This window comes from Caulobacter sp. GW821-FHT12A07, from assembly GCF_058807655.1.
Genome location: NZ_JBXAQX010000001.1, coordinates 108,041 through 129,859, shown reverse-complemented (window position 1 = coordinate 129,859; position 21,819 = coordinate 108,041). Strand labels below are relative to the sequence as shown.

15 protein-coding genes are annotated in these 21,819 nt (G+C 70.1%); 14 read left to right on the top strand and 1 reads right to left on the bottom strand.

What is annotated here, in order from left to right; genetic code table 11:
- Positions 1 to 343 precede the first annotated feature (343 nt).
- The 9 genes from greA (at position 344) to AC1RRS_RS00485 (ending at position 12,568) form a co-directional block, all read left to right on the top strand.
- Positions 344 to 823, top strand: coding sequence for a transcription elongation factor GreA (gene greA / locus AC1RRS_RS00525; protein ID WP_492853501.1), 480 nt, complete (start codon positions 344 to 346; stop codon positions 821 to 823).
- A gap of 27 nt (positions 824 to 850) precedes the next feature.
- Positions 851 to 1,537 carry a DNA-3-methyladenine glycosylase family protein gene (locus AC1RRS_RS00520; protein ID WP_492853500.1) on the top strand — a complete coding sequence of 229 codons (687 nt, stop codon included), beginning with the start codon at positions 851 to 853 and terminating at the stop codon, positions 1,535 to 1,537.
- A 171-nt stretch (positions 1,538 to 1,708) separates the two neighbouring features.
- Positions 1,709 to 2,272 (top strand): HNH endonuclease, encoded by a 564-nt coding sequence (locus tag AC1RRS_RS00515; protein WP_487288647.1) that lies wholly within the window; start codon positions 1,709 to 1,711, stop codon positions 2,270 to 2,272.
- Positions 2,273 to 3,945: 1,673 nt separating this feature from the next.
- Positions 3,946 to 5,658 (top strand): potassium-transporting ATPase subunit KdpA, encoded by a 1,713-nt coding sequence (gene kdpA, locus AC1RRS_RS00510; RefSeq protein ID WP_492853499.1) that lies wholly within the window; start codon positions 3,946 to 3,948, stop codon positions 5,656 to 5,658.
- Between the two features lie 30 nt (positions 5,659 to 5,688).
- Positions 5,689 to 7,761 (top strand): potassium-transporting ATPase subunit KdpB, encoded by a 2,073-nt coding sequence (gene kdpB, locus AC1RRS_RS00505; RefSeq protein WP_492853498.1) that lies wholly within the window; start codon positions 5,689 to 5,691, stop codon positions 7,759 to 7,761.
- A gap of 109 nt (positions 7,762 to 7,870) precedes the next feature.
- A complete protein-coding gene (locus tag AC1RRS_RS00500; RefSeq protein WP_492853496.1) occupies positions 7,871 to 8,554 on the top strand; it encodes a TorF family putative porin in 684 nt (227 codons plus the stop codon).
- Between the two features lie 11 nt (positions 8,555 to 8,565).
- Positions 8,566 to 9,144, top strand: coding sequence for a potassium-transporting ATPase subunit KdpC (gene kdpC / locus AC1RRS_RS00495; protein WP_492853495.1), 579 nt, complete (start codon positions 8,566 to 8,568; stop codon positions 9,142 to 9,144).
- 111 nt (positions 9,145 to 9,255) lie between these two features.
- Positions 9,256 to 11,868, top strand: a complete 2,613-nt coding sequence (locus AC1RRS_RS00490; protein WP_492853992.1) for a DUF4118 domain-containing protein — start codon at positions 9,256 to 9,258, stop codon at positions 11,866 to 11,868.
- Positions 11,869 to 11,875: 7 nt separating this feature from the next.
- The gene (locus AC1RRS_RS00485; protein ID WP_487288613.1) at positions 11,876 to 12,568 is read left to right on the top strand and encodes a response regulator; all 693 of its coding nucleotides are present in this window, start codon (positions 11,876 to 11,878) and stop codon (positions 12,566 to 12,568) included.
- A 237-nt stretch (positions 12,569 to 12,805) separates the two neighbouring features.
- On the opposite strand, the gene AC1RRS_RS00480 is transcribed toward AC1RRS_RS00485, so the two are convergent.
- Positions 12,806 to 14,593, bottom strand: a complete 1,788-nt coding sequence (locus AC1RRS_RS00480; RefSeq protein WP_492853494.1) for an ATP-binding protein — start codon at positions 14,591 to 14,593, stop codon at positions 12,806 to 12,808.
- 289 nt (positions 14,594 to 14,882) lie between these two features.
- On the opposite strand from AC1RRS_RS00480, the gene AC1RRS_RS00475 reads away from it, so the two are divergent.
- The 5 genes from AC1RRS_RS00475 to AC1RRS_RS00455 all read left to right on the top strand — a co-directional run bounded on the left by AC1RRS_RS00475 (position 14,883) and on the right by AC1RRS_RS00455 (position 21,814).
- Positions 14,883 to 15,860 (top strand): NAD-dependent epimerase/dehydratase family protein, encoded by a 978-nt coding sequence (locus tag AC1RRS_RS00475; RefSeq protein ID WP_492853493.1) that lies wholly within the window; start codon positions 14,883 to 14,885, stop codon positions 15,858 to 15,860.
- Between the two features lie 222 nt (positions 15,861 to 16,082).
- Complete coding sequence (locus AC1RRS_RS00470) at positions 16,083 to 17,933, top strand: peroxidase family protein (RefSeq protein ID WP_492853492.1); 1,851 nt, start codon at positions 16,083 to 16,085, stop codon at positions 17,931 to 17,933.
- Positions 17,930 to 18,841, top strand: coding sequence for a hypothetical protein (locus AC1RRS_RS00465; protein WP_492853491.1), 912 nt, complete (start codon positions 17,930 to 17,932; stop codon positions 18,839 to 18,841). The genes AC1RRS_RS00470 and AC1RRS_RS00465 overlap by 4 nt, the downstream gene beginning before the upstream one ends.
- Positions 18,841 to 20,250: an NADH:flavin oxidoreductase gene (locus AC1RRS_RS00460; RefSeq protein WP_487288632.1), complete on the top strand. Its 1,410-nt coding sequence runs from the start codon at positions 18,841 to 18,843 to the stop codon at positions 20,248 to 20,250. Before AC1RRS_RS00465 ends, AC1RRS_RS00460 begins: the two co-directional genes overlap by 1 nt.
- A 1-nt stretch (position 20,251) precedes the next feature.
- On the top strand, positions 20,252 to 21,814 hold the full coding sequence (locus tag AC1RRS_RS00455) for a c-type cytochrome (protein WP_492853490.1): 1,563 nt from the start codon (positions 20,252 to 20,254) through the stop codon (positions 21,812 to 21,814).
- The last annotated feature ends 5 nt before the right edge of the window (positions 21,815 to 21,819 follow it).

The following is a 21,819-nucleotide window of genomic DNA, read 5'->3' as shown; positions in this document are numbered from 1 at the left end:
CGCTGGACCACGCTGGCCGAGGGGGTCGGCGCGAAACAACTTTCAAGGATGTGTGTGATGACCAACCGTAGCTTTGAAGCCTTCGAAGGCATCTTCGACCGCGTCGCCATCGGTTATTTCCTGGTGGCCGCTCTGGCCGTCGCCGGCGCCGTGCTCGCGATCGCGCTGTAAGGACGAAATGTCCGTCGCGGCCGTCCCGGCCTGTCCGGGGACGGCCGCCGGGGTGCGCCGCTCGACTTGAAACCGGCGCTCCGCTCGGCCATAGCCGAGCCGGCGGAACGACCCGCGACACCTCGGGTTTCCGTCTGATGACTGTCTTTTCCCATTTCCCGCGAGACGCCCGATGAGCGTGGCCTTCACCAAGGAAGGCGACGCCGAGGCCTTCGCCGCCGACCTTCCCGACCGTCCGATCTCGACCCAGCCCAATCTCGTCACGGCCGAAGGCCTGGCGATGATCGAGGCCGAGTTCGCCGCCGCCCGCGCCGCCTATGCCGCGGCCCAGGCCGCCGGCGGCGTCGCGGAAGACCGCACCGCCATGGCCCGCGCCACCCGCGACCTGCGCTACTGGTCGGCCCGCCGTGGCACCGCCCAGCCGGTCGAGCGCGACGAGAGCCGCACCAGCGTGCAGTTCGGCGACACGGTCACCTTCGACCGGGAAGACGGCCGCACCCAGACCTTCCGCATCGTCGGCGAGGACGAGGCCGATCCGGCCAAGGGCTCGGTGTCCTATGTCTCGCCCCTGGCCCGCGCCCTGATGGGCAAGAGCGTCGGCGACACCGCCATGGTCGCCGGCGGCGAGGTCGAGATCGTCGCCATCGGCTGAGGTCGTGAGCCCGCCGCAAGTTTCGGATTGCCAGCGATCCCCGGCGAGGGCTTCCTCGCCGGCGTGATCTCCGCTTCTGCTCCCACCCCCGACCTGATCGCCGCCGCCCGCGCCCACCTGGCGCAGGCCGACCCGCTGTTCGGCCGCCTGGAGGCGGTGACCCCCGTCTTCGAATGGCGTCTTAGACCCGGCGGCTTCGCCGGTCTGGCCAGGATGATCGTCGAGCAGCAGATCTCGGTGGCCGCCGCCGCCTCGATCTGGGCGCGGGTGCAGGCGGGCCTGCCCGACATGACACCGCACGCCCTGATGGCCCTGGACGATCCCGCGCTCCAGGGTTTTGGCCTGTCGCGGCCCAAGGTGCGCTATCTGCGTGAGATCGCCGACGCGCACCTGACGGGCGCCTGCGACTTCGACGCCCTCAAGGCCCTGCCCGACGCCGAGGCCGTGGCGGCCCTGGTCGCCATCAAGGGCGTGGGCCGCTGGACGGCCGAGACCTTCCTGATGTTCTGCGAGGGCCGCATCGACGTCTTCCCCGGCGGCGACGTCGCCCTGCAGGAAGCCATGCGCTGGGCCGACGGGCTGGAGGTCAGGCCCAACGAGAAGGCGGCCTATGTCCGGGCGGAGGCCTGGAAACCTTATCGCGGGGTGGCGGCGCATCTTCTTTGGGCCTGCTATGGCGGCGTTCGGCGCGGCGAGATCACGCTGACGGCGTAGGGGGCGAACTTTCGCAAGCTTCGTCTTGGTTCTGTCGCCGATTGGGATCATCCTTTCTGTGCGTCCGGGAGTGAATGGCGATTCCCTGATTTGCGTAGGAAGGAGGCCCGTCTTCAGTCCGACCGCGTACCAGCCCCATAGGGACCTCGTCGGTTCCATGAGCGGGAGGCCCTGATGCAGGTGCTGACCCGCCCCCCGTCCGGCATGCCGGCGCTCGTGCTCAACGCCGACTATCGGCCGCTGAGCTATTATCCGCTGTCCCTCTGGCCATGGCAGGAGGTGATCAAGGCGGTGTTCCTCGACCGCGTCGACGTCGTCTCGACCTACGACCACGTGGTCCATTCGCCGTCCTTCGAGATGAAGCTGCCCAGCGTGGTGTCGCTGAAGCAGTACGTGCCGCAGGAGCGGCCGCCGGCCTTCACCCGCTTCAACCTGTTCCTGCGCGACAGCTTCAGCTGCCAGTACTGCGCCTCGCCCGAGGACCTGACCTTCGACCACGTGATCCCCCGCTCGCGCGGCGGCCGCACCACCTGGGAGAACATCGTCACCGCCTGCGCGCCCTGCAACCTGGCCAAGGGCGGCCGCACCCCGCGCGAGGCGGGCATGCACCCGTTCCACACGGCGCGCCGGCCCTCGATGCACGAACTCCAGGACCGCGGCCGCAAGTTCCCGCCCGGCCACCTTCACGCCAGCTGGCTCGACTACCTCTACTGGGACATCGAGCTGGAGTCGTAGGTGGGGCCCTTCTCCCCTTGCGGGAGAAGGTGGCGGCCGCTCGCGAGGAACCTCCCCCTGTGGGGGAGGCGATCGCGCAGCGATCGGAGGGGGGAGGTGGTGCGAGATATCCGACGCCTCGAAAGCTGAAAACGTCCCCCCACCGGCCTTCGGCCGCCTCCCCCAGAGGGGGAGGTTCCGCCTGCGGCGGACCCCCTCAGTCGCTCCGCGACAGCTCCCCCAGAGGGCGAGCATCTGGAGCGCAAGGATCCTCCCCCTCTGGGGGAGGTGGCCCGAAGGGCCGGAGGGGGTGAGCACGGCGCTTCGTCCCCGCGCTTTCGCTGCGAGCTGATGAAGGGGAGCGGAGCGCCCGGGCGACGCCCGGAGGTGCTTATGTTGTTACCGTTTCGACGAAGCCAAGGCGCTCCGCGCGGTCGTTTGGCTGCCGGCTTCCCGGGCGGCGGCGCTCTTAACGCCTTACCAGGACCGCCTTCGAGGTTTCCCTGTTGGACGGCGACGAGGAGAGGGGTGCTCTGTAGTCCTCGCCCAAGCCGACGGCGGGCGGGCCTGGCCAGCGCCAGGTCCCGGACGCGACGGATCTTCCCAATCCGCCCCAGTCCCGCTCGATCGCATCCCGCCGCCGCATGGTCGCTGGCCTTGCGCCCCTTCGGTGCGGCGAGACGGGGTTATTATGCGGGTGGTTTGAGCGCGTCTGATCCAGGGCGGTGAGAAAGTTGTAAGGGGTTGGATTGGTTGGGGTTCTTGGCGCGGTCGACGGGGATTGGCAGCGATCTATCCCCGTCAGCGTCCCTTCTCCCCTTGCGGGAGAAGGTGGCGGCCGAAGGCCGACGGATGAGGGGTCTCTCAAACTTGAGACGCTTCACCCGGCCTGTCCGCCCCACGCGGTGTTGAGATCTGAGAGACCCCTCACCCGACCCCGCTCCGCGGGGCCACCCTCTCCCGCAAGGGGAGAGGGAACGGGAAAAGCCTGGGTCCCCGCTTTCGCGGGGATTTTACGGGGAAGGGAGCAGCGGGCGCCCTGGATCGCGCCCTCTAATCCCGGAAATAGCTGCGACGACGGCTGCGGCCGCGTCCGCGGCGGCGCAGGCGGGGCTCGATGCTGGGCCAGATGAGCAGAGCCAGCAGGGCCACGATGACCAAGGTTGGAAACAGCGGTGACATGAGCCCAGAACGCGCGTGACTTGGATCGGCTGCCACCGTTTCGCGATTTTGCGATGCAAACAAGAGTAAATTTCCGCGCGGCGCCAAGTTGTTCGGAAACCGGGCGCTTGTCACGATAACGCCTTGTTTCTAAGGCTGCCGGCAAAGTTTGCCGAAAACCTTGATCTCGCCAAACTGCACCCTTGTACGCGCTGCGTTGCAGCATGGCTTGCCGCGGCGGCCGGTCTTTATGCGGCGCTTATGCGCGGCTCACATCTCCCGAATGGAGCCCTTACGCGGCTCCGTGGTCCCTTCCGCGCCAACTGGAAGGAGGCCGAACGTGGCTGACATCATTTTCCTGGCGCTGGGCGGAGGGCTGTTTCTGGCCTTCGGCCTTTTCGCCATCGCATTGAGGCGCGCATGACCTTGTTCGTGAACGCGCTTTGGGGAGCCGGGGCGATCGTCGTCGCGGCCTACATGGTCACGGCGCTGATGCGGCCGGACCGCTTCTGACGCTCTTCGGATAAACTCACATGAACTGGCAAGGCTGGGCGGAAATCGCCCTGACGCTTGGCCTGGCGGTCGGCATCGGCTGGCCGCTGGGCGTCTACATGTCGCGCGTCTGGAACGGCGAGCGCACCTGGCTCGACCCCGTGCTCGGCCCGGTCGAGCGCCTCTTCTACGCCGCCTGCGGGGTCGATCCGCGCAAGGGCCAGACCTGGATCGGCTATGCCGGCGCCCTGCTGGCCTTCAACGCCGTCGGCTTCTTCCTCGTCTATGGCGTGCTGCGCCTGCAGGGCGTGCTGCCGCTGAACCCGCAGGGCTTCGCGGGCCTCTCGCCGCACCTGGCCTTCAACACCGCCGTCAGCTTCGTGACCAACACCAACTGGCAGAGCTATGGCGGCGAGACCACCATGTCGACGCTGAGCCAGATGCTGGTGCTGACGGTGCAGAACTTCGTCTCGGCCGCCACCGGCGCGGCGATCGCGGCGGCCCTGGCGCGCGGCTTCCTGGCCAGCAAGGGCGAGGACGTCGGCAACTTCTGGAGCGACGTGATCCGCACGACGCTGTGGGTGCTGCTGCCGCTGTGCGTGGTGGTCGCCCTGGTGCTCGTGGCCCTGGGCGTGCCCCAGACCCTGGCCGCCGGCGTCACCGCCCACACCCTCGAAGGCGGCGAGCAGAAGATCTCCCTCTTCGCCACCGCCAGCCAACTGGCCGTCAAGCAGCTGGGCATCAATGGCGGCGGCGTCTTCAACGCCAACTCCGCCCATCCGTTCGAGAACCCGACCCCGCTGACCAACCTGATCACGGCGGTGTCGATCAACGTGCTGGGCTGGGCCGCCTTCTTCGCCTTCGGCCGCAGCGTCTTGGCCAAGAAGGACGTCCGCGCCCTGGTCGTGGCGGCCATGGTGCTGCTCAGCGCCGGCGCGGCCGCGATCTATGTGACCGAGACCCAGGCCCCGCCGGCCCAGGTCGCGGCGCATGTCGACACGTCGGTGAACATGGAAGGCAAGGAGGTCCGCTTCGGCGCGCCCTCGACCGCCGTCTGGGCCGCCATGACCACCGGGGCCTCCAACGGCTCGGTCAACGGCATGCACTCCAGCCTGATGCCCCTGGGCGGCGGGGCAGCCATGTTCCTGATGCAGCTGGGCGAGATCCTGCCCGGCGGCATCGGCTCGGGCGTGGCGATCATGGTCGTCATGGCCCTGCTGGCGGTGTTCGTCGCCGGGCTGATGGTGGGCCGCACGCCGGAATATCTCGGCAAGAAGATCGAGGCCCGCGAGATCCAGTTCTCGATGCTGGCGGTGCTGGTGATCCCGCTGTTCATGCTGGGCTTCGCCGCCTTCGCCGCGATCCTGCCGGAAGCCTTGAAGGGCCTGATGCACGCCGGACCCCACGGCCTGTCGGAGATCCTCTACGCCTACGTTTCCGGCACGGCCAACAACGGCTCGGCCTTCGCGGGCCTCACCGCCAACGCCCCGTGGTGGAACGTCACCCTGGGCCTGGCGATGATGTTCGGGCGCTTTGCTCCCATCGTGGCGGTGCTGGCCATCGCCGGGGCGCTCGCGGCCAAGCCCAAGCTCGCCCCCACGGCCGGCGCCATGCCGACCGACGGCGGTCTCTTCGTCGGCCTGCTGATCGGGGTGATCCTGATCCTCGGCGGCCTGCAGTTCTTCCCCGCTCTGGCGCTGGGGCCGATTGTCGAGCACTTCCAGGCGCTCGCCTTCGTCGCCTCGAGCCACTGATCGCTTACCGCTGATCGAAAGCGCACTTCCATGACAACCTACGAAAACGGAGCCGTCGAGGGCGGCCGGCGCAAGCCGGCCAGCCTGGCCGGCGGCCTCTCCGCTCCGATCCTGGCCCGCGCGGCCAAGGACGCCTTCCTCAAGCTCGACCCGCGCAAGCTGACCGGCAATCCGGTGATCTTCGCGACCTGGATCGTGGCCCTGCTGTCGAGCGTCTCGGCCGTGGCGGCCATCGTCGCCCAGCAGTCGGCCGGCTTCGCCGTGCAGGTCTCGCTGTGGCTTTGGGCCACTGTCCTCTTCGCCAACCTGGCCGAGAGCGTGGCCGAGGGCCGGGGCAAGGCCGCCGCCGACAGCCTGCGCGCCGCCCGCGTCACCACCAAGGCCAAGCTGATCATCGACGACCAGGCCGGCACGGTGATCCCGACGCCCGCCCACAAGCTGGTCCCCGGCGAGCTCGTGCTGGTCGAGGCCGGCGACGTCGTCCCCACCGACGGCGAGATCGTCGAGGGCATGGCCAGCGTCAACGAGGCCGCCATCACCGGCGAGAGCGCGCCGGTGATCCGCGAAAGCGGCGGCGACCGCTCGGCCGTCACCGGCGGCACCACGGTCGTCTCCGACTGGATCAAGGTGCGGGTCACCGCCGCGCCGGGCTCGACCTTCCTCGACCGCATGATCGCCATGGTCGAAGGCGCCGACCGCCGCAAGACGCCCAACGAGATCGCCCTGGCCGTGCTTCTGGCCGGCCTGACCCTGATCTTCCTGATCGCGGTGGTCACCCTGCTGGGCCTGGGCAAGTTCTCGGGCGTGGCGCTGGACCCGCTGGTGCTGGGCGCGCTGTTCATCACGCTCATTCCGACGACCATCGGCGGGCTTCTCTCGGCCGTCGGCATCGCCGGCATGGACCGCCTGCTGAAGGTCAACGTCCTGGCCACCTCGGGCCGTGCCGTGGAAGCGGCGGGCGACGTCGACACCCTGCTGCTCGACAAGACCGGCACCATCACCTTCGGCAACCGCATGGCCACCGAGGTGATCGCCGCTCCCGGCGTGCGTCCCGACGCGGCCCTGCGCGCCGCCGTCATGGCCTCGCTGGCCGACGAGACGCCGGAAGGCCGCTCGATCGTCGAGCTGGGCCGCCAGCAGGGCCTGGCCCTGGAGGCCCCGGCCGGCGCGACCTCGATCGCCTTCAGCGCCGCGACCCGCCAGTCGGGCCTCGACTTCGCCGGCCAGTCCTGGCGCAAGGGCGCGGTCGACGCGGTCTATCGCAGCCTGGCCATCGATCCCAAGCGCATCCCGGCCGAAGTCGCCGCCGCCGTCGACCGCATCGCCCGCTCGGGCGGCACGCCGCTGGCGGTCAGCGAGGACGGCGCCCTGGTCGGCGTCATCCACCTGAAGGACGTGGTCAAACCCGGCGTGAAGGCCAGGTTCGCGGACCTGCGCCGCATGGGCCTGCGCACGGTGATGATCACCGGCGACAACCCGGTGACCGCCGCCGCCATCGCTTCGGAGGCTGGGGTCGACGACTTCCTCGCCGAGGCCACCCCCGAGGACAAGCTGCGGCTGATCCGGGCCGAGCAGGCCAAGGGCCGGCTGGTGGCCATGTGCGGCGACGGCGCCAACGACGCCCCCGCGCTCGCCCAGGCCGACGTCGGGGTGGCCATGCAGACCGGCGCCCAGGCCGCCCGCGAGGCCGGCAACATGGTCGATCTCGACAGCGACCCCACGAAAGTCATCGAGATCGTCGAGGTCGGAAAGCAGATGCTGATCACCCGCGGCGCGCTGACGACCTTCTCGATCGCCAACGACGTGGCCAAGTACTTCGCCATCATCCCGGCGATGTTCGTGGTCGCCCTGCCGGCCCTGGGCGGGCTGAACATCATGAAGCTGCACAGCCCGCAGAGCGCCATCCTGTCGGCGGTGATCTTCAACGCCCTGGTGATCGTGGCCCTGATCCCGCTGGCCCTGAAGGGCGTGAAGTACCGCGCCATCGGCGCCGGCAAGCTGCTGTCGCGGAACCTCTTGATCTACGGCCTGGGCGGCCTCGTCGCCCCGTTCGTCGGCATCAAGCTGATCGACATGATCGTCTCGACCCTGGGCCTGGCCTGATGAACCGCCCGATCGTTCCGGACCTGGTTTTCGGCCTCGGGGCGATCGGGCTCGCCTTCCTGGCGGCCAAGGCCGCCGAACTCCTCGCGTCGTGAAAGGCGCTCTCTCAATGTCCAAGTTCTCTTCGCTGCTGATGGCCTCGGGCCTCGTCTTCGCCCTGGCCGGCGCCGCCCGCGCCGAGGCCCCCAGCGTGACCTTCAACCTCGGCGCGGCCTCCGACTACGTGTTCCGGGGCGTCAGCCAGACCGATGAAGACCCGCAGGTCTTCGGCGGCGCCGACCTGACCGCCGGCAAGGTCTACGCCGGCGCCTGGGCTTCGAACGTCGACTTCGGCGACAAGACCGACGCCGAGGTGGACCTCTATGCGGGCTACAAGCCGACCCTGGGTCCCGCGACCCTGGATCTGGGCGTCATCTACTACGGCTATGTCGGCGCGCCGGGCGGGGCCGACTACGGCAACGCCGAGCTGAAGGTCGCCGCCAGCGTGCCGGCCGGCAAGGGCGGGGTGGGGGCGGCGGTGTTCTACAGCCCCGACGGCTTCGGCACGGCGAAAGAGGCGACCTATTACGAGGTCAATGGCGGCTATCCGCTCACCAAGGCCATCAGCGTTTCGGCCGCCCTGGGCCGCCAGACCTATGCCGGCCCCGGCGACTACACGACCTGGAATCTGGGCGGGACCTGGAATTTCACCGACAAGCTGGCGCTCGACTTGCGCTATCACGACACGTCCGAGCATGACTTCGGCAAGCTGTACGACAGCCGCGCCGTCGCCACGCTCAAGGCCGTGTTCTAGAGGAGGCCACAATGCTTCAGCATCTTCGTCCGGCCCTCGTCTCGATGGGCCTGTTCACCGTCCTTCTGGGCCTGGCCTATCCGCTGGCGATCACCGGCGTGGCCCAGGCGGCGTTCCCGGCCCAGGCCAACGGCTCGCTGGTCCATGACCGCCATGGCCAGGTCGTCGGCTCCGCGCTGATCGGCCAGGTCTTCGCCAAGGCCGAGTACCTGCACGGCCGTCCGTCGGCCGCCGGGAACGGCTATGACGCCTCGGCGTCCAGCGGCTCCAACATGGGTCCGCTGAACGACAAGCTGATCGAGCGCGAGAAGACCGACGCCGCCGCCCTGCGGGCCGAATTTCACGGCGCGGCCATTCCCGCCGATGCGGTCACGACCTCGGGCTCGGGCCTGGATCCGGACGTCTCGCCGGCCTATGCCCGCCTGCAGGCCCCGCGCATCGCCGCCGCCCGCAACGCCCCGCGCGGCGAGGTGCTGGGGATGATCGAGGCGGCCGTGAAGCCGCCGCTGCTGGGCTTCATCGGCCAGCCGCGCGTCAATGTGCTGGACGTCAACCGCGCCCTGGACGAGCGCTTCCCGATGGTCGGCTAGGCCTTGGCGGGCGACCCCTCTTCATACCCCGAAAGGGGCCGCCCCGACCCCGAGGCGCTTCTGGCGGCCGCCAACAAGGCCCGCCGGGGGCGCCTCAAGGTGTTCCTGGGCATGGCGCCGGGCGTGGGCAAGACCTACGAGATGCTGCGCGCCGCCCGTCGTCGGAAGGCCGAGGGCCAGGACGTGCTGGTCGGCGTCGTCGAGACTCACGGTCGCCGCGAGACCGAGAGCCTGCTGCGCGGTCTCGACGTCCTGCCCCGTCGTCCGGTCGAGAACCGGGGCCGCAGCTATCTGGAGTTCGACCTCGACGCGGCCCTGGAGCGACGGCCCAAACTGCTGCTGGTCGACGAATACGCCCACTCCAACGCGCCCGGCTCGCGCCATCCCAAGCGCTGGCAGGACGTCGAGGAGATCCTGGCGGCCGGGATCGACGTCTGGACCACGCTGAACGTCCAGCACCTGGAGAGCCTGGTCGACGTGGTGCTGCGCATCACTGGCGCCCGCCAGCGCGAGACGGTGCCCGACAGCGCCCTGGCCCGCGCCGACGACATCGAGCTGATCGACATCACCCCCGACGAGCTGCGCGAGCGGATGGCGGCGGGCAAGGTCTATGTGCCCGAGACGGCCCGCCTGGCGTCGGAGAACTTCTTCAAGGTCGAGAACCTCACCGCCCTGCGCGAGCTCGCTTTGCGCCGTGCGGCCCAGACGGTCGACGACCAGCTGGTCGCGGCCATGCGCGAGAAGGGCGTCGAGGGGCCGTGGGCGGCGGGCGAGCGGATCCTCGTCCTGGCCGGCGGCGACGCCATGGCCTCGACCCTGGTCCGGGCCGGGCGGCGATTGTCCGACATGATGATGGACGCGCCCTGGACCCTGGCCCATGTCGAGCGTCCCGACCGTCCGCCGCCGCCAGAAGCCGCCGCCGCCCGCACTCGCGAGGCGCTGAAGCTGGCCGAGCAACTGGGCGGCTCGACCGTCGTGCTGACCGGGACCGACGTCGTCGCCACGGTCATGGCCTGGGCGCGGCGCAACAACGTCACCCAGATCGTGATCGGCCGAAGTGGGGGCAAATCCAGGGACTCGCGCTGGAAGGAACTGACCGGCCGCTCCCTGGCCGCCGCCCTGCTGCGCGAGGCGCGGGGCGAGGCGATCCACGTGGTCACCGGCGCGGGCGGGGAGGGGAGCGCCGAGCCGCCGGTTCCCAGACCGCGCCGCTTCGACTGGCCGGCCTACCTGACCGGCGGCGGCTTCGTGGTCGCCGCCAGCCTGGTCGCCTGGGCGCTCGATACGGCCTTCGACCGGGTGGAACTGGGGATGATCTACCTGGCCGCCGTGCTGGCGGCCGGGGTGATGCACGGCCTGCGCCCGGCCCTGGCGGCGGCGACGGCGGCCTTCCTCGTCTACAACTACTTCTTCCTGGCCCCGCGCTACAGCTTGGCCATCGGCTCGCCGACCGACGTGCTGACCCTGATCGTGTTCTGGGCCGTGGCTCTGGCCACTGGCGGGCTGGCAGGGCGCGTGCGCGACCAGGCCATCGGCTCGCAGAAGCGGGCGGCGGGGGTGACCAGCCTGCTGGCGGCCAGCCGCACGCTTTCCGCCGCCTCGGGCAAGGCCGCCGTCGCCAAGGCCCTGGCCGAACAGGCCGCCGCCGCCTCGGGCGCGCGGGCCGTGGTCTTCCTGCCGGAGGGCGAGGAACTGGCCCCCGCCGCCGGCGCGCCCGACCTTACGGATCTGGGAACCGCCCCCATGGCCGCCGCCCGCTGGGCCTGGGAGAAGGGCGAACCGGCCGGCGCCGGCACCGGCACCCTGCCGCAGGCCGCCTGGACCTTCTGGCCGCTGGAGGGCCTGGGCGCCCGCGCCGGCGTGGCGGGGATCGAGGCCGGGACCGTGGTTTCCGGCTCCGACGAGGAGCGCCTGCTGCTGGCCCTGCTCGACCAGGGCGCGGTGGCCTTGCAGCGCGCCGAACTGGCCGCCGGCGCGGTCGAGGCCGAGGCCCTGCGCCGCTCCGACCGCTTCCGCAACGCGCTGCTGAACTCCATCAGCCACGACCTGCGCACGCCCCTGACCACGGTGCTGGGCGCGGCCACCACCCTGATCGACTACGGAGACAAGCTGGCCCCGCCGGCGCGCGCCGACCTGGCGCTGGGCATCAAGGAAGAGGCCGAGCGCCTCAACGGCTACGTCGCCAACCTGCTGGACATGACCCGCATCGAGGGCGGCGGGCTGAAGCTGCGCACCGACTGGATCGACGCCCGCGACGTGCTGGCCGCCGCCGCCGACCGCGTGGCCCGCCGCCTCGACGGCCGGGTGCTGGTGCGGGATTTCCCCGAGACGCTGAGCCTGGTCCAGGCCGACCCGAACCTCTTGGAGCAGGTGGCGGTCAACATCCTGGAGAACGCCATCGCCTATAGCCCGGCCGGAGCCAGGATCGAGGTCGCCGCCTACGAGGACCGCGCCCACGTCGTCATCAGCATCGAGGACGAGGGGCGGGGCATTCCGCCGGCGGATCTCGAGCGGGTGTTCGAGAAGTTCCGCCGTCTGCAGGATCCCAGCGACCGCTCGCCGGGCGCCAGCCAGGGCGTGGGGTTGGGCCTGGCCATCGCCAAGGGCTTCGTCGAGGCCATGGGCGGGCGCATCGCCGCCGCCAGCCCGATCCACGACGGCAAGGGCACGCGGATGCTGATCAGCCTGCCCAAGGGCGTCGCCACGCCCCACCATCTGCTATGAGCAGGTCATGAGCGCGCTTCGCCCCCGCATCCTGGTCATCGACGACGAGCCGCAGATCCATCGGTTCCTCGCCCCCGCGCTCGACGCCGCCGGCTACGACCCGCTGCGCGCCGACGGCGGCCAGGAGGGCTTGCGCGGCATCGCCCTGTGGTCGCCCGACGCCGTCGTGCTGGACCTCGGCCTGCCCGACATGGACGGCAAGGAGGTGCTGGAAAAGGCCCGCGCCTTCTATGACGGCCCGATCCTGATCCTGTCGGCCCGCGACCGCGAGATCGAGAAGATCGACGCGCTGGACAAGGGCGCCAACGACTATGTCGAAAAGCCGTTCGGGGTCGGCGAACTGCTGGCTCGCCTGCGGGTGGCCCTGCGCCAGCGGGCGGCGACCCAGGCGCCGGCCGGCCCGATCCGCGCCGGGGCCGTCGAGCTCGATCTCGAAAAGCGCCTGGTCACCCGCGACGGGGCGGTGGTGAAGGTCTCGCCGCGCGAATACGAGGTCCTGGCCCGCCTGGCCCTGGGACGCGGCAAGGTGCTGACCCACAAGGAACTGCTGACCTCGGTCTGGGGGCCGGCCCACATGCACGACACCCAGTACCTGCGGGTGTTCGTGGGCCAGCTGCGCCAGAAGCTGGAGGCCGACCCGGCCCACCCGAAGATCCTGCTGACCGAACCGGGCGTGGGGTACCGGTTCATCGGGGATTGAGGGGGCGGCAGGCTCCTCGTCTCTCTTGTCACCGAGCATCCCCGCCTTCGCGGGGAGAGACGGATTTGGGGCGGCGCGTGGTTCTCGTCCTTCAATGGCCGTCAACTACGTTGTCATCCCGGCCGTAGCGAAGCGGAGCGCCGGGACCTCCCACCGCTGCCGAACCTGCCGACGTGGGAGGTCCCGGCTCTACGGACCGCTGACGCGTTCCTCCGGCCGGGATGACAAGCCTTCAACCTACCGCCGCGGCCGGCTGAGCCGAGCCGCGTCGCGCACCCGGGTCAGCAGAGTGGCGATGTCGATCGGCTTGGCCACGTGGCCGTCCATGCCGGCGGCCAGGCAGGCGTCGATCTCGGCCTTCACCGCATTGGCCGTCAGGGCCAGGATCGGCGTGGCGCTGGCCGGGAAGGGCAGGGCGCGGATCGCCCGCGTCGCCGCCAGGCCGTCCATGCCCGGCATCCGTACGTCCATCAGCACCACGTCATAGGCCCGCGCGCGCACGGCCTCGACGCCCGTCGCCCCGCCGTCGGCGCAGTCCACCGCGTGATCGGCCGAGCGCAGCACCGCCTCGGCGAGGGCGCGGTTCATCTCGGCGTCGTCGACGACCAGGATGCGCAGGGCCTCGTCCTTGGCGGCCATGGCGGGGGGATCGTCTTCGGCCGGGCGGTCGGCGGGGCGGGCGGGGATCTCGAACCAGAAGGTCGAGCCCTTGCCGACCTCGCTGTCGACGTCGATGGTTCCGCCCATCAGCTCGACCAGCCGCTTGCAGATCGCCAGGCCCAGGCCCGTGCCGCCATAGCGGCGATGGATGGTGGAATCGACCTGGCCGAACGGCTGGAACAGACGCTCCCGCGCCTCGGGGGCGATGCCCGGGCCGGTGTCGGCGACCGTGAAGCGCAGGCGGTCGTCTCCGGTGGGCGCGACCGACAGGATCACGCCGCCCCGGGCGGTGAACTTCACGGCGTTGGTCACCAGGTTCAGCAGCACCTGACGCAGGCGGGTCGGGTCGCCGGCGATCGCCTCCGGCGTTTGCGGTGCGATCTGAAGGCTCAGCGCCAGCCCCTTGGCCTCGGCGTCGGGACGGGCCATGGCCGCGCAGCTGTCGACCAGCCGCGCGGGAGCCACGACGCCGTCCTCCAGCATCAGCTTGCCGGCCTCGACGCGGGAGAGGTCGAGAATGTCGTCGACGATGGCCAGCAGGGCCCGGGCGGCGTCGCGCACGAAGCCGCGATAGCGCCCGCGTTCGTCGCCGGACAGCGCGTCGCGGGCCAGCAGTTCCGAAAACCCCACCAGGCCGTTCAGGGGCGTGCGCAGCTCGTGGCTCATCGCCGCCAGGAACTCCGACTTGGCGCGGTTGGCCGCCTCGGCCTCGTGCTTGGCGTCGGCCAGATCAAGGGTCAACTGGGCCAGCCGCTGGTTGCGCCGCTCCACCCGCTCCAGGGCCGCCGTCCGCTCCTGCAACAGCCGGCGCAGGTCGCTGACCCCGGCCCGGGTGGCGATGGCCGCGCCGAGCGTCTGGCTCATGTGGCGCAGCAGCTCGATCTCCTCGACATTGAAGGCGGCGGCCTCGCCGGCCATGGCCTTCAGCACGCCCACCGCCTGCTCGCCGTCGAACAGGGGCGCGCAGACCATCGAGCGCAGGCCCACCCGGCGGCAGGCGTCGCGGTCGACGCGGGGATCGGTCTCGCTGTCCTCGCATACCAGGATGGCGGCCTGTTCGACGCTCAGGCCCGACAGGCTGCCGGCGCGCGGCAGGCGCAGGCCCAGATGCTCGGCATAGCCTTCGCTGACCGCGCGGTAGACCATCTGGTCGCCGTCGACGAGCTCGACCACGGCCCCGCGCCCGGCCATCAGCCGGTGCACGCTGTCGACCACGATCTGCATGAAGTCATCGACGCCGACGTCGCTGCTGGCCAGCAGCGACTGGATCTCGGCCAGGGCGCGCAGGCCCTCCATCCGCCGGTTGAGGATTTCGAGACGGGCGGCGCCAGGGATAGCGGGGAGCGACGTCGACAGATGACGCATCGCGGGCATCCAGCTTCGCCTTGAGACTGGAACCAGCGCTGGTCCCGCACAAGCACCCTCCGGCTGAGCCGCCGCGGCTTCGCCTGATGGTGTCGTGGGCGGACGCCTGCCAGACGCCTGCCACGCCTGTCGGAGAGAAACCTCCGTTCGCGCCGCTTTTCCTGCAAATCGGCCACGATGGGGACGCGGCCGGGGGCTAGAGATTGCCTTTGGACGCGGAATGTCGAATGACGAGCGCCGATGATTTTACCGTCGGCCGGGCCAGGCGCCGACGAGCGAGGATTGCGGTATGAGCGGAGGCCCTGTCCTCGTCACCGGCGCGGCCGGTTTCATCGGCATGCATGTGGCCGAGCGTCTGCTCGATCGCGGCGAGACCGTGATCGGCGTCGACGTGTTCAACGACTATTACGATCCAGCCCTGAAGGCGGCCCGCGCCGCCCGCCTCGACGGGCGCGCGGGCTTTACGATGGTGCGTCTGGACATCGCCGAGCACGAGGCGCTGCTGGAACTCGTGCGGTCGTCGGGCGTCAAGCGGGTCGTCCACCTGGCAGCCCAGGCCGGCGTGCGCTACTCGATCGAGAACCCCTTCGCCTACGAACGCTCCAACCTGGCCGGCCACCTGGCGGTGCTGGAAGCCTGCCGCCACGGCGGCGTCGAGGCCCTGGTCTACGCCTCGTCGAGCAGCGTCTACGGCGATCGGCCCCTGAACGGCTCGGGCTTCAAGGAGACCGACCCGGTCGACGCCCCGGTCTCGCTCTACGCGGCCACCAAGCGCTCGTGCGAGCTGATCAGCCAGAGCTACGCCCGGCTCTACGGCTTCCCGCAGGCGGGCCTGCGCTTCTTCACGGTCTATGGGCCGTGGGGGCGCCCCGACATGGCCTATTTCAGCTTCACCCAGAAGATCCTGAAGGGCGAGCCGATCGAGGTGTTCGGCGAGGGGCGGATGGCCCGCGACTTCACCTATATCGACGACATCGTCGACGGCATCGTCGGCGTGCTCGACAACCCGCCGGCCCCGGGCGGCCACGAGATCTACAACATCGGCGACAACGACCCGGTCGGGCTGATGGACATGATCGCCGCGCTGGAGGCCGCGCTCGGCCGCGAGGCGGAGAAGGTGTTCCTGCCCATGCAGCCGGGCGACGTCACCGCCACCTATGCCGACATCTCCAAGCTTCAGGCCCTGACGGGCTACAAGCCCGTGGTCGGGGTCGGCGAGGGCCTGCAGCGCTTCGCCCGCTGGTACGCCGGTCACTACGCCGGCTGACGCCGCGCTGACGCGTCAGGCGTCTTCGCCTCAATTCGAACGGCCACGGACGGTCGCTGGAAAGCCTGGCGGCGGCGCTCGCGCGCGTCCGCCAGCAGGGGCGCGGGCGCGCGCGAAATTCCCCTTCGCGTAACATTGATATTCCCCTCGCGGTTGCACCGAATCCGTGTTTAGCTCCGGGTTGCAATCGTGGGGCGTGCCCATCTGCGGGGAGGGCGACGAGTGGCGGGTTCGTTACTGGAAAGTCTGCTGGGCGGCGCGGCGCGGGTGCTGAGCCGGATTCAACCCTGGCACAAGTATCCGACCACGCTGGCCGTGCCGACGCTGGCGGGGCTGCGCGTCAACATGCGCCACGAAAACCTGTTCGACACCGAGATGGAGCCGACGATCGCCGCGCCCGACCCGGCGCCCGGCTCGATCGACGTGCGCGAGGCCCGCACGGCGGACGGCAGCTACAACGACCTGTCCAAGCCCTGGATGGGCATGACCGGGGCGCGCTTTGGCCGCAACATGCCGATCGAGCGCACCTTCGGCGAGGAAGAGCCGGCCCTGATGACCCCCAATCCGCGGGTGATCAGCAACCGGCTGCTGGCCCGCAAGGAATTCGTGCCGGTCCCGCACCTGAACGCCCTGGCCGGCGCCTGGCTGCAGTTCATGGTCCACGACTGGCTGAGCCACGGCGAGAACGATCCGGAAGACAAGTTCTACGTGCCGATCCCCGAGGGCGACAGCTGGCCGGGCGGGGTGATGGAGGTCCTCAAGACCCTGCGCGATCCCGACCGTCCGGGCGACGCGGGCCGGCCCCAGGCCTACACCAATGTCGAGACCCACTGGTGGGACGCCTCGCAGATCTACGGCTCGTCGCTGCGGCGGCAGATCAAGGTGCGCACCGACCCGACGACGGGCCAGTTCCTGACCGACGGCAAGCTCGGTTTGCAGCCCAACGGCCACCTGCCCATCGACGAGGCCGGCAAGATCCCGGGCCTGGAGCTGGCCGGGGTCAACGGCAACTGGTGGATCGGCCTGTCGGTGATGCACACGGTCTTCGTGCGCGAGCACAACTCGGTCGTGGACCGGCTGAAGATCGACTTCCCCGAGGCCTCGGGCGAGTGGCTGTTCCAGAAGGCCCGTCTGGTGATCTCGGCCCTGCTGGCCAAGATCCACACCGTCGAGTGGACGCCGGCCCTGATGAACAGCCCCGAGGGGCGCCTGGCCATGCGCGCCAACTGGTGGGGCCTGGCGGGCGAGACCTTCCACCGGGCCTTCGGCCGGCGCGGCGAGAGCGAGATCCTGTTCGGGGTGGCCGGCTCGCCGGTCGACCACCACAACGCGCCCTACGCGATGACCGAGGAATTCGCGGCCTGCTACCGCATGCACCCGCTGATGCCGGACGACTATTCGTTCCGCAGCCACGTGGACGACAGGGAGCTGCTTAAGCGCGACCTGATCGGCGTGGCCCGCGGCCAGGCCTCCAGCGTCTACGAGCACGCCAGCTTCGACGACGTCGTCTACTCGCTGGCCACCAGCCACCCGGGCGCGCTGTGCCTGCACAACTACCCCAACACCCTGCGCAGCCTGCCGCCCAAGCGCGAAAACGACGTGCTGACGGATCTGGCGGCCACCGACATCCTGCGCGACCGCGAGCGGGGCGTGCCGCGCTACTGCGAGTTCCGGCGCCACATGAGCATGCGCGCCCCCAAGACCTTCGCCGAACTGACCGACAACAAGGAATGGCAGAAGGAGCTGGAGGAGATCTATGGCGACGTCGAGAAGGTCGACCTGCTGGTCGGCACCCTCGCCGAGAGCCAGTGCACGCGTAACGGCACGCCGCCGGGCTTCGGCTTCTCCGACACCGCCTTCCGCATCTTCATCCTGATGGCCACCCGCCGCCTGAAGAGCGACCGCTTCTACGGCGAGGACTTCAACGCCAAGGTCTACACCCCGGCCGGCTTCGCCTGGGTGCGCGACAACGGCCTGCGCCAGGTGATGGAGCGACACGTTCCGGCCCTGGCCGCCCAGTTCGCCGACGCCCGCAGCATGTTCTTCCCCTGGGCCAAGGGAACGGCGGGATGAGCAGCCGGATCCGCATTCCCGGCCTCGTCGACGTGATCCGCCTCGACGAGCCAGCCGCCATCCGCGCGATCGTCGCCGATCCGCGCCTCGACCGCGACTTCAAGAAGGAAGGGCCGCTGATCAACCGGCTGCTGGCCGGGCGCATCCGCAAGGTGCTGCGCGTCGGCTCGCACCCGCTGCCGGCCGTCGCCCCGCGCGAGGCCGAGGACCGGGCCCGCCTCCAGGCCCTGCTGGAGCAGCGCTTGCAGAACGCCCAGCTGGGCACGCCCGAGCAGCGCGCGACCCTGGCCGCCTATGTGCGCGGCGAGAAGGGGGAGGGGGTTCTGGGCCCCACCGCCCAGGCCGCCGTCGGCGAGCTGTTCGCCCCCGGCTACGCGGCCCGCAAGGATCGCTGGAAGGCCGCCCGCACGCTAGACGCCGCGCCGCGCTCGTTCAATCCGCTGCAGATCCTGTGGTGGGGCCTGACCGGCGCCGTCGACCGGGCCCGCAAGACCCTGGCCGCGCCGGTCGACAACGATCCGGCCGCCGTCCACGCCACCGGCGTCGCGGTGCATAACCTTGTGCGCGGCCTGAAGATCATGCGCGGCCTGTGGCGCCAGCCCTTCGCCCGCGAAAGCCTGACCGAAGAGGCGGTGATCTGCCAATGCGCGGTCGCTCCGGCCAACGTGCTGCGCCAGTGGAAGGCCCCGGCCAGCACCCTGTGGGGCGAGGTCGAGCCCGGCGCGATCACGCTCTTGCAGCTCGACGCGGCCCGCTATCGCAGCCCCAGCCACCAGATCGTGTTCATGACCGACAGCTGGAGCCGCTGCCCCGCCCACCACTGGACCGCCTCGCTGCTCGGCGCGGTCTGGCGCGAGGCCAAGGCCAGCGCGCCCGTGAAGGCAGCGTCCGGCAAGGGAGCGCGCTGATGACCGACGTCCTGCCGCCGCGCGCCGCCGCCGGTCCGATCATCCGCACCCCCGCCGATGCGGCGGCCGCGGGCGACCCGATCTTCCAGCCGCTGCATTTCCGCAATCTCACGGTCAAGAACCGGATCTTCCGCTCCAACATCTCGGGCATCTTCGACAACCAGGACGGCTCGCTGACCCAGACGCGGATCAACTGGGAGAGCAAGTTCGCCAAGGGCGGGGTGGGGGCGATCATCTCGTCCTATGTGCCGGTGCTGATGGAAGGCCGGATCATCGCCGGCTACGCCACCGTCCACCGCGACGAGTTCATCCCGCTGTGGGCCAAGCTGGGCGAGGCGGTGCACAGCTTCGACGCCAAGTACATCATGCAGCTGAGCCACTCGGGCCGGCAGATGGACCTGCCGGGCGTGCACAACCAGATGCGCCCGAGCCTGACCTCGACCAGCAACAGGGAAACCCTGCACGGCTTCCTGTGCCGGGCGATGACCAAGGGCGACATCGAGCACACGATCAACGCCTTCGCGGCGGGGGCCTGGCGGGCGCGCGAGGCGGGGCTGGACGGGGTCGAGCTGCACGCGGCCAACGGCTACCTGTTCACGCAATTCCTCAGCTCGGGGATCAACGACCGCACCGACGAGTACGGCGGCTCGCTGAAGAACCGCGCCCGCTTCCTGCTCGACGTGATCGGCGCCATCCGCTCGCGGGTGGGGCGCGACTTCCACCTGCAGGTCAAGCTCAGCGCCATCGACCGCAACAACGTCATCCCGTGGGAGCACAAGGGCAACACCCTGGCCGACACGGTGCAGGTGGCCCAGTGGGTCGAGGCGGCCGGCGCCGACGCCATCCACGTCTCGTCCGGCTCGCTGTTCCCGCACCCGCTGAACCCGCCGGGCGACCTGCCGATCGACATCCTGGCGGTGACCTACGACGCCATGATCAGCTCGGGCGTCTACGGCTTCCGCAACTTCCTGCTGTTCCGCTACCCGCTGCTGCGGCCGATCTTCCACTGGATCTGGTTCCGCATGAAGAAGGGCCATCCGATCGAGGGCGTCAGCCTGGAGGAGGCCCGGGCGATCAAGGCGGCGGTCAGCGTGCCGGTGCTGTGCACGGGCGGCTTCCAGACGGCTTCGTTCGTGCGCGACGCCATCTCCGGGGGCGTGGTCGACGGGGTGTCGATCGCCCGCTCGCTGATGGCCAACAAGGATCTGGTCCAGCAGTGGGCGGCCGGCCACGACCTGCCGGAAAAGCCCTGCACCTACTGCAACAAGTGCCTGGCCAACGCGCCCAAGAACCCGATGGGCTGCTACGAGGAGGCCCGCTTCCCGTCCCGCGAGGCGATGATCGACGAGATCATGAGCGTCTACAAGCCGCGCGCCGACATGCGCATCCCCCTGGCTTCGGAGCTCTAGGATGGCGGCGCGCAAAGCGGTGACGGCGGTCGAGGCCCATCTGGCCGCAACGCGCTGGCAGCTTCGGCTGGGCGTGGCGGTGGTGGCGCTGCTGATCGCCCTGGCGGTGATCGTGCTGGGCCTTGGCCTGTGCGCGGCGCTGCGGCTGTCGGGTTCGGCCACGCCGCGCTACGCCAGCGACGTCGACCACTTCAAGTACGGCTCGATCGGCTCCGAACCGCAGAGCGGCGTGCCCTATGCGGTGTGGAAGGCCCTGCCGGCCCTCTATCCCAAGCAGTTCGAGGGGCGCAACGACTACACCGCCTTCGGCTTCATCTACGAGACCGACGACAAGGGCGTCCGCAAGGAGCTGCCGATCGGCGTCTCCAAGCGCCAGGTCAACGGCGTCGACGTGGTCTGGCTGAACTGCGCCACCTGCCACACCGGCACCTGGCGGGCCTCGGACGGCGGCGTCGTCCACGTCGTGCCAGGCATGCCGTCCAACAATCTCGACTTCCACCGCTTCGTCTCCCTGCTGCTCACCGCCGCCACCGACGAGCGGCTGGAGGCGGCCGACCTGTTCGGGCCGATGGAGAAGGCCGGAACGCGTCTGGACTGGTTCGACCGCCTGGTCTGGCAGGCCGCCGTCATGCCGCGCTTCCGCGAGGGCCTGATCCGCGTGCGCGGCCGCCTGGCGCCGCTGCTGGAGCGGCAGTCGCCCTGGGGAGCCGGCCGCGTCGACACCTTCAACCCCTACAAGCTGCTGCAGTTCGGCACGCCGGCCGCCAGCCTGACCGAGGCCGAGGTGCACGGGGTCTCCGACTTCCCGGCGATCTTCAACCAGCGCCCGCGCGAGGGCATGGAGCTGCACTGGGACGGCAACAACACCTCGCTGCAGGAGCGCAACCTGTCGGCCGCCATCGGCGCGGGCGTCACGCCCAAGACCGTCGACCACGCCTCGCTCCGGCGGGTGGCGGGTTGGCTGATGGACCTTCCGGCGCCGGTCAGCCCGCATCCGCTGAACGCCCAGGCGGCCTTGCGCGGCCAGGCGATCTACAAGGCCGAGTGCTTCGCCTGTCACGGCGGGCAGGAGGCCGGCGGTTACGTCTTCAAGGCCGAGAAGCTGGGCAAGGTGACGCCGATCGCCCTGATCGGCACCGACCGCGCGCGGCTGGACTCCTACACCAAGGAGTTCCGCGAGCAGCAGCTGAGCAAGATGTTCGCCGGCACGCCCTACCAGTTCCGCTACTTCCGCAAGACCGACGGCTATTCCAACCAGCCGCTCGACGGGCTGTGGCTGCGCGGGCCCTATCTGCACAACGGCTCGGTGCCGACCCTGACCGACCTCTTGAAGGCGCCGGCCGAGCGGCCCAAGGCCTTCCTGCGCGGTCGCGACCAGGACGTGATCGACCCGGTCAACGGCGGCTTCCTGACCACGGCCTGCACGCCCGGTCAGCCGACCCCGCGCGGGACCAACTGCTACGACACGGCCCTGCCCGGCAACGGCAATGGCGGACACCTCTACGGCGTGGGTCTGACGCCCGAACAGAAGGCCGACCTGTTGGCCTATCTGCTGACTTTCTGAAGGGG